The sequence below is a fragment of the Ferriphaselus sp. R-1 genome, from assembly GCF_000746095.1.
GTDB lineage: Bacteria > Pseudomonadota > Gammaproteobacteria > Burkholderiales > Gallionellaceae > Ferriphaselus.
In genome coordinates, this window is the sequence record NZ_JQKP01000019.1 from 1 (window position 1) to 13,317 (window position 13,317).

A 13,317-nucleotide genomic window follows, 5' to 3' on the forward strand; every position below is an offset into this window, starting at 1 on the left:
AAGAAAAAACGAAGTGCGAAATTAAGTTGACAAGAAATTTTTAGTCCCTATAATGCGCACCTCTTCGCTGCTGAGGCAGCGACTACGAAGCGAAAGCGGAGTGGTTAAGTTCCTTAAAAGATAGAAGAAACAACTGATGAGTGTAGGTGCTTGGGTTGAGGAGTATCGATGGCTTAGGTCATGGATGCATACTATATAAATACTGAAGTACCTCGCTTATATATGAAAAGACGCAAGTCGATTTATTTTGAGTGAGACCGATTGGCGAAAGCCGATCAAAAGTTGGATTGAACTGAAGAGTTTGATCCTGGCTCAGATTGAACGCTGGCGGCATGCTTTACACATGCAAGTCGAACGGATTAGAGAGCTTGCTCTCTAGTTAGTGGCGAACGGGTGAGTAATATATCGGAACGTACCCGGCAATGGGGGATAACGTAGCGAAAGTTACGCTAATACCGCATATGCCCTGAGGGGGAAAGCAGGGGACCAGCAATGGCCTTGCGTTGTCGGAGCGGCCGATATCGGATTAGCTAGTTGGTGAGGTAAAGGCTCACCAAGGCGACGATCCGTAGCGGGTCTGAGAGGATGATCCGCCACACTGGGACTGAGACACGGCCCAGACTCCTACGGGAGGCAGCAGTGGGGAATTTTGGACAATGGGGGAAACCCTGATCCAGCCATGCCGCGTGAGTGAAGAAGGCCTTCGGGTTGTAAAGCTCTTTCAGGTGGAAAGAAAAGGTTGCGGATAATACCTGCAGCTGATGACGGTACCATCAGAAGAAGCACCGGCTAACTACGTGCCAGCAGCCGCGGTAATACGTAGGGTGCGAGCGTTAATCGGAATTACTGGGCGTAAAGCGTGCGCAGGCGGTTTTGTAAGACAGACGTGAAAGCCCCGGGCTTAACCTGGGAACGGCGTTTGTGACTGCAAGACTAGAGTATGGCAGAGGGGGGTAGAATTCCACGTGTAGCAGTGAAATGCGTAGAGATGTGGAGGAATACCGATGGCGAAGGCAGCCCCCTGGGTCAATACTGACGCTCATGCACGAAAGCGTGGGGAGCAAACAGGATTAGATACCCTGGTAGTCCACGCCCTAAACGATGTCAACTAGGTGTTGGGGGAGGAGACTTCCTTAGTACCGCAGCTAACGCGTGAAGTTGACCGCCTGGGGAGTACGGTCGCAAGATTAAAACTCAAAGGAATTGACGGGGACCCGCACAAGCGGTGGATTATGTGGATTAATTCGATGCAACGCGAAAAACCTTACCTACCCTTGACATGCCGAGAATCCTGAAGAGATTTGGGAGTGCCCGAAAGGGAACTTGGACACAGGTGCTGCATGGCTGTCGTCAGCTCGTGTCGTGAGATGTTGGGTTAAGTCCCGCAACGAGCGCAACCCTTGTCATTAATTGCCATCATTTAGTTGGGCACTTTAATGAGACTGCCGGTGATAAACCGGAGGAAGGTGGGGATGACGTCAAGTCCTCATGGCCCTTATGGGTAGGGCTTCACACGTAATACAATGGTCGGTACAGAGGGTTGCCAAGCCGCGAGGTGGAGCCAATCCCAGAAAGCCGATCGTAGTCCGGATTGGAGTCTGCAACTCGACTCCATGAAGTCGGAATCGCTAGTAATCGCGGATCAGCATGTCGCGGTGAATACGTTCCCGGGTCTTGTACACACCGCCCGTCACACCATGGGAGTGGAATCTGGCAGAAGTAGGTAGCCTAACCGCAAGGGGGGCGCTTACCACGCTGGGTTTCATGACTGGGGTGAAGTCGTAACAAGGTAGCCGTATCGGAAGGTGCGGCTGGATCACCTCCTTTCTAGAGTATCTTGATCCGAGTGCCTACACTCATCGGTTGTTTAAGAAGTTGTTAGTTATGAGTCGTTAGCCGTTAGTTAAAACAGTGAATGCTTTAACTGACAGCGAAGGCGAGTGGCGAACGACTGCGTTTGGGTCTGTAGCTCAGCTGGTTAGAGCACCGTGTTGATAACGCGGGGGTCGTTGGTTCGAGTCCAACTAGACCCACCAAGTAAAAGGGGGTTTAGCTCAGCTGGGAGAGCACCTGCTTTGCAAGCAGGGGGTCGTCGGTTCGATCCCGTCAACCTCCACCATTACCTGGTACGAGTCACAAGACATAAATGATTATCGAAATGATGATTTATGTCTTGAGTCTTATGACGCAAGTAGTTCTTTAAAAATCTGGAAGAAGTAAAGAAAGTGATTCTCACTGACGTGGGTACAGGTAACTGTGCGCATGTGAGTGGAAAAACTAAATGGGTTTTGATTGTATCAAGCCGTATTGATGCTAGTCGTATCGATGCGGTCACAAACGCGAGACAAACAACACTTGTAACGTTGACCTCTTAGGAGGGCTTAACGTTATAGGGTCAAGCGAATAAGTGCATATGATGGATGCCTTGGCGATTACAGGCGATGAAAGACGTGTAAGCCTGCGAAAAGCTGCGGGGAGCTGGCAATAAAGCTTTGATCCGCAGATCTCTGAATGGGGAAACCCGGCCCTTTGGGTCATTCCCTGCTGAATACATAGGCAGGGTAAAGCGAACTCAGCGAACTGAAACATCTAAGTAGCTGAAGGAAAAGAAATCAACCGAGATTCCGCAAGTAGTGGCGAGCGAACGCGGAGCAGCCTGCAAACTTTAGCTTCACAGTTAGTAGAACAGCTTGGAAAAGCTGGCCATAGTGGGTGATAGCCCCGTATACGAAAACTCAGGAGTGGAAATAGGTTTGGAACAAGTAGGGCGGGACACGAGAAATCCTGTCTGAACATGGGGGGACCATCCTCCAAGGCTAAATACTCGTAATCGACCGATAGTGAACCAGTACCGTGAGGGAAAGGCGAAAAGAACCCCGGAAGGGGAGTGAAATAGAACCTGAAATCGTATGCATACAAACAGTGGGAGCGGACTTGTTCCGTGACTGCGTACCTTTTGTATAATGGGTCAGCGACTTACATTCAGTAGCGAGCTTAACCGAATAGGGGAGGCGTAGGGAAACCGAGTCTGATAAGGGCGATAGTTGCTGGGTGTAGACCCGAAACCAAGTGATCTATCCATGGCCAGGATGAAGGTTGGGTAAAACCAACTGGAGGTCCGAACCCACTAACGTTGAAAAGTTAGGGGATGAGCTGTGGATAGGGGTGAAAGGCTAAACAAACTTGGAAATAGCTGGTTCTCTCCGAAAACTATTTAGGTAGTGCCTCATGTATCACTCTCGGGGGTAGAGCACTGTTATGGCTAGGGGTCTATTGCTGATTACCAAACCATTGCAAACTCCGAATACCGAGAAGTGCGAGCATGGGAGACAGACATCGGGTGCTAACGTCCGGTGTCAAAAGGGAAACAACCCAGACCGCCGATTAAGGTCCCCAAGACATAGTTAAGTGGAAAACGAAGTGGGAAGGCTAAAACAGTCAGGATGTTGGCTTAGAAGCAGCCATCATTTAAAGAAAGCGTAATAGCTCACTGATCGAGTCGTCCTGCGCGGAAGATGTAACGGGGCTCAAACTATGCACCGAAATCGCGGATATGTGTTTACACATATGGTAGGAGAGCGTTCTGTAGGCCTGCGAAGGTGTTCTGTGAAGAATGCTGGAGGTATCAGAAGTGCGAATGCTGACATGAGTAGCGATAAAGGGAGTGAAAGGCTCCCTCGCCGAAAACCCAAGGTTTCCTGTTCAACGTTCATCGGAGCAGGGTGAGTCGGCCCCTAAGGCGAGGCTGAAAAGCGTAGTCGATGGGAAACAGGTTAATATTCCTGTACCTCAATGTAATGCGATGTGGGGACGGAGAAGGTTAAGCAAGCTGTCTGTTGGAATAGGCAGTTTAAGCGTGTAGGGAGATCTCTTAGGCAAATCCGGGAGGTCAATTCTGAGGCGTAATGACGAGTGCCCTTGAGGCGCGAAGTTGCTGATACCAAGCTTCCAAGAAAAGCCACTAAGCTTCAGTTATATTGAGACCGTACCGCAAACCGACACAGGTGGGTAGGATGAGAATTCTAAGGCGCTTGAGAGAACTCGGGTGAAGGAACTCGGCAAATTAGCACCGTAACTTCGGGATAAGGTGCGCCCCGGTAGATTGTAGAGACTTGCTCTCGAAGGTCGATGGGGTTGCAGTGAAATGGTGGCTGCGACTGTTTAATAAAAACACAGCACTCTGCAAACACGAAAGTGGACGTATAGAGTGTGACGCCTGCCCGGTGCTGGAAGGTTAAGTGATGGGGTGCAAGCTCTTGATCGAAGCCCCAGTAAACGGCGGCCGTAACTATAACGGTCCTAAGGTAGCGAAATTCCTTGTCGGGTAAGTTCCGACCTGCACGAATGGCGTAACGATGGCCACACTGTCTCCACCCGGGACTCAGCGAAGTTGAAATGTTTGTGAAGATGCAATCTCCCCGCGGCTAGACGGAAAGACCCCATGAACCTTTACTGTAGCTTTGCATTGGACTTTGAACAGATCTGTGTAGGATAGGTGGGAGGCATTGAAGTAGGGACGCCAGTCCTTATGGAGCCATCCTTGAAATACCACCCTGATGTGTTTGAGGTTCTAACCTAGGTCCGTAATCCGGATCGGGGACCGTGCATGGTAGGCAGTTTGACTGGGGCGGTCTCCTCCCAAATTGTAACGGAGGAGTACGAAGGTTCTCTAGGTACGGTCGGACATCGTACTGATAGTGCAATGGCAAAAGAGAGCTTAACTGCGAGACTGACAAGTCGAGCAGGTGCGAAAGCAGGTCATAGTGATCCGGTGGTTCTGTATGGAAGGGCCATCGCTCAACGGATAAAAGGTACTCTGGGGATAACAGGCTGATTCCTCCCAAGAGTTCATATCGACGGGGGAGTTTGGCACCTCGATGTCGGCTCATCACATCCTGGGGCTGTAGCCGGTCCCAAGGGTATGGCTGTTCGCCATTTAAAGTGGTACGTGAGCTGGGTTTAAAACGTCGTGAGACAGTTTGGTCCCTATCTGCCGTGGGCGTTGGAAGTTTGAGGGGACCTGCTCCTAGTACGAGAGGACCGGAGTGGACGAATCTCTGGTGTACCGGTTGTCATGCCAATGGCATTGCCGGGTAGCTAAATTCGGAAGAGATAACCGCTGAAAGCATCTAAGCGGGAAACTCGCCTCAAGATGAGACTTCCCTGGGCACTAGATGCCCCTAAAGAGTCGTTCGAGACCAGGACGTTGATAGGTCAGGTGTGGAAGCGCAGTAATGCGTTAAGCTAACTGATACTAATTGCTCGTGAGGCTTGATCCTATAACATTAAGCAGTTGCAAGTGTTGCTCGCAACAATCGAAACCTTCTTTACTTCGACCAGAACAATGGCCGACTGGCCTCTCCCACGAGACTCCAGTCAGCCGACAGTTATGTCTGACGACCATAGCAAGTTGGTCCCACTCCTTCCCATACCGAACAGGACAGTGAAACGACTTCGCGCCAATGATAGTGTGGATTACCCATGTGAAAGTAGGTCATCGTCAGACTCCTTATAAGCTAAAGCCCAGAGTTATCTGGGCTTTTTGCTTTGGTAGAACGCCGTACCAAAAACGCCCTAGTGCTCTGATAGTTAAGCTGAAAAATGTAGTTGTGGAATCTGGGTTGGTTTGTTAGAATCGCGCCCTCAATTTTTTACCCAATCAAAGGTAGTTTGTTCATGACAACAGTACGTGTTAAGGAAAACGAGCCGTTTGAAGTCGCAATGCGTCGCTTCAAGCGTTCTGTGGAAAAGACTGGTCTGCTGACCGAACTGCGCGCCCGCGAGTTCTACGAGAAGCCCACCACCGAGCGCAAGCGCAAGCTCGCCGCTGCTGTCAAGCGTCACTACAAGCGTCTGCGTAGCCAGATGCTGCCGCCTAAGCTGTACTAAGACGGTACGCGCCACCGCAAGGTGGCGTGATTCATTTATGAGCCTGAAAACACAGATCAGTGACGACATGAAGTCGGCCATGCGCGCCAAAGACTCGGCCCGCTTGGGTACGATCCGTCTCTTGCTTGCCGCTATCAAACAGTGGGAGGTGGACGAGCGTATCGAGCTGGACGATGTCGCTGTGGTTGCCGTGATCGAGAAGATGCTCAAGCAGCGTCGCGATTCGATCTCCCAGTATCAGGGGGCAGCTCGCCAAGATCTGGTGGAGGTTGAGCAGGCCGAAGTGTCGGTGTTGCAAACCTACATGCCGCAGCAGCTGGACGAGTCTGAGATTGCCGGTGTCGTGGCTGAATGTGTCGCGGCTGTTGCAGCTGCAGGCCCGCAGGACATGGGCAAGGTGATGGCTGTGCTCAAGCCTAAGCTGGCCGGTCGTGCCGATATGGGCAAGGTCTCTGTACTGCTCAAGGCCCACCTCGCCAAATAACCTCGTTCAAGCGTACGGCTCGTCAGGGTTGACGGGCTAGGCTCAGGAGCTGATTTGAGATGATTCCCCAGAGTTTCATTCAAGAGCTGCTGAATCGGCTGGACATCGTCGAGGTGGTTGAGCGCTATGTCCCGCTCAAAAAGGCCGGTGCGAATTACGTCGCTTGCTGTCCGTTCCACAATGAAAAATCCCCCTCGTTCTCGGTAAGTCCCAGTAAGCAGTTCTATCACTGCTTTGGTTGCGGAGCCCATGGCTCGGCGGTCAACTTCGTCATGGAGCATGTGGGGCTGGGCTTTGTCGATGCGGTCGAGGAGCTGGCAAAGAGCATCGGTCTTGAGGTGCCCCGCGAAGAACGTGCCGATGCGGCACAGCGCCCCAGAGTGGAGCCAGACCTGTTCGATGTGATGCAGACGGCGACCAGGTATTACATCGAACAGCTCAAGCAATCGCCACGTGCGGTCGAGTACCTCAAAACGCGCGGCATGTCAGGCGAGATCGCCAAGCGCTTTGGCGTGGGCTATGCGCCAGATGGCTGGCAGAGTCTGGCGGCGGTGTTTCCTGATTACCCGAGTAAATCCCTGACCGAGGTTGGTTTGGTCATCGAGTCGGACGGCGGCAAGAAATATGACCGTTTTCGTGATCGCATCATGTTTCCCATCGTCGGCGGTCGAGGCCAGGTCATCGGTTTTGGTGGCCGGGTACTGGACAAGGGCGAACCGAAATATCTGAATTCGCCGGAAACCCCGCTGTTCGAAAAGGGGCGTGAGCTGTATGGCCTGTTCCAGGCGCAAAAGTCGATACGCGCCGAGGGTATGGCGCTGGTAGTCGAGGGCTACATGGATGTGGTCGCACTGGCGCAGCACGGCATCGAATATGCCGTGGCGACGCTGGGGACTGCGACCACTCCGTATCACATCCAGAAACTGCTGCGCATGACCGATCAGGTCGTGTTCTGTTTCGATGGCGACGCGGCGGGGCGGCGTGCCGCCTGGCGTGCGCTGGAGAATGCGCTGCCGCACTTGCAGGATGGCAAACAGTTGCGCTTTCTGTTCTTGTCGCCTGAGCATGATCCGGATAGCTATGTACGGGAGTTTGGCAAAGAAGCGTTCGAGCATTTGCTCGGCGATGAAGCGTTGCCTCTGTCTGGCTACCTGTTGCGGGAGCTGGGTTCGCGGGTGGATTTGGCGACCCAAGAAGGCAGGAGCGCGTTGCTGGAATATGCCAAACCTCTGCTGGTCGCAATCTCCGCACCGAGCACGGCGCTCTTGCTCCGCAAGGAGGTTGCTGCCCTGGCAGGTATCGCCCTGGACGAGTTGGAAGCGCTGTATGGCATCAAGTCGCTGGTTAGGCCGCGTCGCCCGACACCCGCCAAGGCGCACAGGGCGGCTCCCTCGGGAGGTTTGAATGCTTTGTTGCGTTGCCTGTTGATCAGGCCGGAGCTGGCACATGAGCTGCCGGAAAGCTGGGAGGTGGAAGGGGCTGGTGCCGAAGCTGTGATGGCGGTGGTGGCCTATCTCGGGGAGCACGAGTTTCGCCCGAGCACGGCGGCGGTGATTCAGCGCTTTCAAGGGACGGAGCACGAGTCGGCGCTGGTCGCAGCCGAGGCTGACATACTCGGCTGGGGCGAGAGCTTCGATGTCGTTGCCGAGTTCCACGGCGTGCTCGAAAAACTGCGCAAGGACGCGCGCAAGCAGCAGCTACATGAATTTCATGCGCGCATTCGGGAGGCAGGTTTGAGCGGCCTTTCTGAGCAGGAGCGGGCACTGTATCTGCAGCTGTTGCAGCAAGGGTGATTCGCTGAGGATTCTGCTATAATTCGCCGCTTTTCAGCGGCACTCTTACCACGGAACTCGGATATGGCGGCTAAACAGGACAAGAAACAGGCGGTCAGCGCCAAACAGGCAGCACTTGCCAAGCAGCAGGCACTGCAGGCCGGCACGGACGGCGTGGACGCCGTGCAGGATGTCGAAGAGCGACGCACGCGCCTCAAGGCACTGATCGCTCTGGGCAAGGAGCGTGGCTACCTGACGTATGCCGAGATCAACGACCACTTGCCCGAGATGCTCGAAGCCGAGCAGATCGAGGGTGTGGTCAGCATGATCAACGATATGGGCATCACCGTGTGCGACGAGGCACCGGATGCTGAAGCCCTGATCATGTCCGAAGCGACGGCACCCGTGGCGGATGAAGATGCCGTCGAAGAGGCCGAGGCGGCGCTGTCCTCGACGGTCGATTCCGAGTTCGGTCGCACCACCGATCCGGTGCGTATGTACATGCGCGAGATGGGTACGGTCGAGCTGCTTACCCGCGAAGACGAGATCGAGATCGCCCGCCGCATCGAAGATGGCCTTAAGCACATGATCCAGGCGATTTCCGCCTGTCCCGCCACCATCATCGAGATCCTGACGCTGGTTGAAAAAGTCTCCAAGGACGAGTTGCGCATCGATGAAGTGATCGATGGCTTCATCGATGGCGATGCGGAGGAAGAGGTCGTCGCCGAGGATGAGCCGGAAGAGACCGAAGATGAGGCGGACGAACTGGAGGAGGAAGAGGAGGACGGTGAGGCCGTCTCTGCCGCTAACCTGGCTCAACTCAAGGTGGATGCGCTGGAGCGCTTCGCCATCATCTCCGATCTGTTCGACAAGCTCAACAAGGCCACGGACAAGCACGGCTACCGCAGCAAACAGTACAACCAGTTCCAGGAACAGATATCTACCGAATTGATGCAGTTCCGCTTCTCGGCCAAGCAAGTGGACGCGCTGTGCGACACCATGCGCAATCTCGTCGACGAAGTGCGCGGCCACGAGCGCGGTATCCAAGAGTATTGCGTGAGCAAGGCCAAGATGCCACGCCCGCATTTCATCAAGATGTTCGTCGGCAACGAGGACAATCTGGAATGGATCCCCGGCGAGATCGCCGCCGGCAAGGCGTATAGCCCGACGCTGGATCGCTTCAAGTACGACATCATGGAGCACCAGCAGAAGCTGCTGGACGTGCAGAAGCGCATCGGTCTGCCGATCAAGGATCTCAAGGAGATCAACAAGCAGATGACCAACGGCGAAGCCAAGGCACGCCGCGCCAAGCGCGACATGATCGAGGCCAACCTGCGTCTGGTGATCTCCATCGCCAAGAAATACACCAACCGTGGCCTGCAGTTCCTCGACCTGATCCAGGAAGGCAACATCGGCCTGATGAAGGCCGTGGACAAATTCGAATATCGTCGCGGCTACAAGTTCTCGACCTACGCTACCTGGTGGATCCGCCAGGCGATCACCCGCTCCATCGCGGATCAGGCGCGCACCATCCGTATCCCGGTGCACATGATCGAGACCATCAACAAGATGAACCGCATCTCGCGCCAGATCTTGCAAGAGACCGGCAACGAGCCGGATGCGGCGACGCTGGCCGAGAAGATGGAGATGCCGGAAGACAAGATCCGCAAGATCCTCAAAATCGCCAAGGAACCGATCTCGATGGAGACCCCGGTGGGCGACGACGACGACTCCCATCTGGGCGACTTCATCGAAGACCAGAACACCACCGTGCCGGTGGATGCGGCGGTCTACGAGAGCCTGCGCACCGTCACCAAGGACATCCTCGATTCCTTGACGCCGCGCGAAGCTAAAGTGCTGCGCATGCGCTTCGGCATCGAAATGAACACCGACCACACGCTGGAAGAAGTCGGTAAGCAATTCGACGTGACTCGCGAGCGTATTCGCCAGATCGAAGCCAAGGCGCTGCGCAAACTACGTCACCCGTCCCGCTCCGAGAAGCTAAAGAGCTTCCTCGACGGCGAGGGCTGATCTTCAAAGGGCCTCTAGCTCATGCTTGGTTAGAGCAGCGGACTCATAATCCGTTGGTGCCGTGTTCGACTCACGGGAGGCCCACCAACAATCAAGGGGCCAAGCTATTGCTTGGCCCCTTTTGTTTTCCTGCTGTGTCATATTTGTGCCATTGAGCAGATTTGCGACCCGTTCTGAGTTTTCAGCACGTTGAGGTTGTTGAATCTGTGCCGCGCGTGTCAAAGCAACCAGAGGACAGGCTGAAGGCGCCCCCCTGGGTGTTGTGTGCCGTGCGCAGTCTGGCGGTAGATTAGGTGCTGGGCTGGCCAGCACCCGTGACGAGAGTTACTTTACTTGTGTCTGATGTTCGTCGCCGCTGCGCGGGCGAACCACGCCGATCTGGGAGACGGTTTCGCCTGTGGCGCGCAGGTGGGCGATGGCGACTTCGGCATCGGCGGCTGCGACGACGACGACCATGCCGATGCCGCAGTTGAAGGTGCGGTACATCTCTTGGGCTTCGACGTTGCCGCCTTCTTGCAGCCAGCGGAATAGTTTGGGCATTTGCCAGCTCGCCGCATCGATGTCGGCGACGACGTTCTCGGGCAGCACACGCGGCACGTTTTCGGTGATGCCGCCGCCGGTGATGTGGGCCATGCCTTTGACGGTGATGGCTTGCATCAGGCTGAGCAGCGGCTTCACGTAGAGGCGGGTAGGAGCCATGATGCAGTCGGCCAGGCTGCGTTCGCCGTCAAAAGGCGCGTTCAGGTCGGGGGCTGAGCGAGCGATGATCTTGCGTACCAGCGAATAGCCGTTGGAGTGCGCGCCGTTGGAGGCGAGGCCGAGCACCACGTCGCCGGGGACGATGGTATCGCCGGTGATGATCTTGCTCTTTTCCACCACGCCGACGGCGAAGCCCGCGAGGTCGTATTCGCCCACCGGGTACATGCCGGGCATCTCGGCGGTCTCGCCGCCGATCAGGGCACAGCCGGAATCCTCACAGCCCTTGGCGATGCCCTTGATGACTTCGGTGGCGGCGGGCACGTCGAGCTTGCCGCAGGCGAAGTAGTCGAGGAAGAACAGCGGTTCCGCGCCCTGCACCAAGATGTCGTTGACGCTCATGGCCACGAGGTCGATGCCGACGGTGTCGTGGCGGTTCAACTCGAAAGCCAGTTTCAGCTTGGTGCCCACGCCGTCGGTGCCGGACACCAGCACCGGTTCCTTGTACTTCTTGGAGATCTCGACCAAGCCGCCGAAGCCGCCGATACCGCTCAACACTTCGGGGCGCATGGTGCGTTTAGCGTAAGGTTTGATGTTTTCGACCAGCTGGTCACCGGCGTCGATGTCTACACCGGCGTCGCGGTAGGAGAGGGAGGCGTTCTGGTTCAAGTTGAGTTCTCGCTTTCTTCAGGATAAAGTGCGGCAAAATTTCGCCGGATTTTACCTTAAATGACCCCGCAACGCTTCGCTGCACTGCAATGGCTGGCCGTTCTTTTGGCTGCGCTGGCGCTGCTCTATCTGTTGAGCCCCATCCTGACCCCCTTCGTCGCCGCGACCATCCTCGCCTACATCGCCAATCCCCTGGCGGCGCGGCTGTGCCGCTGGGGTTGCTCGCGCACGCTGGCTACCATCGTGGTGATGCTGGGGCTGGTTGCGCTATTGGCCGGACTGTTGCTCATCATGCTGCCCCTGTTGCAGCAGGAATCGGCGCTGTTGGTGGAGCAGGTGCCGGGTTGGTATGAGCAACTGCGCCAGCGCTGGTTGCCACAGTTGCAGCAAGTGCTGGGCGACGATGCCAGCGCCGCCGGTTTGCGCAGTTGGCTGGTGTCGCACTGGCAGAACGCGGGCGGCGTGGCGGGCAAGCTGCTGCCTTGGCTGGGCGGCGGTAGTGCGGCGCTGTTCGCCTTGCTGATGAATCTGTTGCTGATTCCCGTGGTGCTGTTCTACCTGTTGCGCGACTGGGAGCTATTACTGGGCAAACTGAACGAGTTGGTGCCTTTGCGCCTGAAAGACCAGGTCAGCCAGATCTCCGGCGAAGTGGACGGCGTGCTGGCCGAATTCCTGCGCGGCCAACTCTCGGTGATGGCGCTGATGTCTGTCTATTACGTGCTCGCACTCAGTCTCACCGGCCTAGAGTTCTCGCTGCCCATAGGCTTGCTGGCGGGGATGCTGGTATTCGTGCCCTATCTGGGCATGGTCTCCGGATTGGCTCTGGCCACGCTGGCGGCTGCCATGCAGTTTGACGACTTCACCCGCGTGGTCATTGTGTGGGCGGCGTTCGGCATCGGTCAGTTGCTGGAAGGCATGGTGGTCACGCCCTGGCTGGTGGGTGAGCGCATCGGTCTGCATCCGCTGGCGGTGATCTTCGCCTTGCTGGCATTCGGCCAGTTGTTCGGCTTTTTCGGCGTATTGCTGGCGCTGCCGCTCTCCGCTGTACTGCTGGTCGGCCTGCGTCATGCGCGTAACGGCTATCTGGCCAGCGCCCTGTACCGGGACTGAGCGATGAACCAACTGTTGCTGGGTATCGCGCCCGACCATACGCCGACGCTGGACAACTTCGTGCCCGGACATAACATCGAGTTGCAGACCCTGTTGCGCCAGGCCTTGCTGGGTGAGGGCGAGCGCAGCATTTACCTGTGGGGCGAAACCGGTTGCGGCAAGTCCCATTTGTTGCAGGCTCTGGTGGGCGCGGCGCGCGAGCTGGGACTGGATGCGGAATATGCTGTTGCCCGCGTCCCGTCAGCGGCCAGCGTGATTGCGGTCGATGATGTGCAGGCGCTGGACGGGGAGGCGCAGATCGCACTGTTCGCCTTGTACAACCGGATGCGCGAGAGTGGCGGACTGCTGCTGGTGAGCGGTCCGGCGGCGCCGCTGCAGCTGGAGCTGCGCGACGATCTGCGTACTCGTCTGGGTTGGGGCTTGGTCTATCAGGTTCACGGCCTGAGCGAGGAAGAGAAGGCGCAGGCGCTGCAACGTCACGCCAGCGCGCGCGGATTGGAGTTACCGGTGGAGGTCATTCAATACCTGCTGCGTTATGGTCGACGCGATCTGCCTGCCTTGCTGGCGACGCTGGATGCGCTCGACCAACTATGTCTGCGCCTGAAGCGCTGGCCTTCGATACCGCTGTTGAAGGAAGTGATGCAGGTGGCAGAGCGGTAGTCTGCC

At 56.1% G+C, this 13,317-nt stretch carries 7 protein-coding genes, 3 tRNA genes and 3 rRNA genes; 12 read left to right on the top strand and 1 reads right to left on the bottom strand.

What is annotated here, in order from left to right:
• The first annotated feature begins 289 nt into the window (after nucleotides 1–289).
• From DM08_RS10350 to DM08_RS10395, 10 genes are all read left to right on the top strand, one after another.
• Nucleotides 290–1,827, top strand: a 16S ribosomal RNA gene (locus DM08_RS10350).
• A 132-nt stretch (nucleotides 1,828–1,959) separates the two neighbouring features.
• Nucleotides 1,960–2,036, top strand: a tRNA-Ile gene (locus DM08_RS10355).
• Between the two features lie 7 nt (nucleotides 2,037–2,043).
• A tRNA-Ala gene (locus DM08_RS10360) sits at nucleotides 2,044–2,119 on the top strand.
• 274 nt (nucleotides 2,120–2,393) lie between these two features.
• Nucleotides 2,394–5,279 (top strand): 23S ribosomal RNA (locus tag DM08_RS10365).
• 113 nt (nucleotides 5,280–5,392) lie between these two features.
• Nucleotides 5,393–5,506 (top strand): 5S ribosomal RNA (rrf, locus tag DM08_RS10370).
• Together the 16S, 23S and 5S rRNA genes with 2 tRNA genes alongside form the textbook arrangement of a ribosomal RNA operon.
• Nucleotides 5,507–5,676: 170 nt before the next feature.
• Nucleotides 5,677–5,889 carry a 30S ribosomal protein S21 gene (gene rpsU, locus DM08_RS10375; protein WP_035384625.1) on the top strand — a complete coding sequence of 71 codons (213 nt, stop codon included), beginning with the start codon at nucleotides 5,677–5,679 and terminating at the stop codon, nucleotides 5,887–5,889.
• 37 nt (nucleotides 5,890–5,926) lie between these two features.
• Nucleotides 5,927–6,373, top strand: coding sequence for a GatB/YqeY domain-containing protein (locus tag DM08_RS10380; protein WP_035384595.1), 447 nt, complete (start codon nucleotides 5,927–5,929; stop codon nucleotides 6,371–6,373).
• Nucleotides 6,374–6,432: 59 nt separating this feature from the next.
• Nucleotides 6,433–8,166, top strand: a complete 1,734-nt coding sequence (dnaG, locus tag DM08_RS10385; RefSeq protein WP_035384596.1) for a DNA primase — start codon at nucleotides 6,433–6,435, stop codon at nucleotides 8,164–8,166.
• A 63-nt stretch (nucleotides 8,167–8,229) separates the two neighbouring features.
• A complete protein-coding gene (gene rpoD / locus DM08_RS10390) occupies nucleotides 8,230–10,176 on the top strand; it encodes an RNA polymerase sigma factor RpoD (RefSeq protein WP_081908866.1) in 1,947 nt (648 codons plus the stop codon).
• An 8-nt stretch (nucleotides 10,177–10,184) separates the two neighbouring features.
• A tRNA-Ile gene (locus DM08_RS10395) sits at nucleotides 10,185–10,263 on the top strand.
• 237 nt (nucleotides 10,264–10,500) lie between these two features.
• On the opposite strand, the gene purM is transcribed toward DM08_RS10395, so the two are convergent.
• Complete coding sequence (gene purM, locus DM08_RS10400) at nucleotides 10,501–11,541, bottom strand: phosphoribosylformylglycinamidine cyclo-ligase (protein ID WP_035384597.1); 1,041 nt, start codon at nucleotides 11,539–11,541, stop codon at nucleotides 10,501–10,503.
• A gap of 60 nt (nucleotides 11,542–11,601) precedes the next feature.
• Between purM and DM08_RS10405 the strand changes: the two genes are divergently transcribed.
• Both DM08_RS10405 and hda read left to right on the top strand, forming a co-directional pair.
• Nucleotides 11,602–12,651, top strand: a complete 1,050-nt coding sequence (locus DM08_RS10405) for an AI-2E family transporter (protein ID WP_035384598.1) — start codon at nucleotides 11,602–11,604, stop codon at nucleotides 12,649–12,651.
• A 3-nt stretch (nucleotides 12,652–12,654) separates the two neighbouring features.
• Nucleotides 12,655–13,311 (top strand): DnaA regulatory inactivator Hda, encoded by a 657-nt coding sequence (gene hda, locus DM08_RS10410; protein WP_035384599.1) that lies wholly within the window; start codon nucleotides 12,655–12,657, stop codon nucleotides 13,309–13,311.
• Nucleotides 13,312–13,317: the final 6 nt, after the last annotated feature.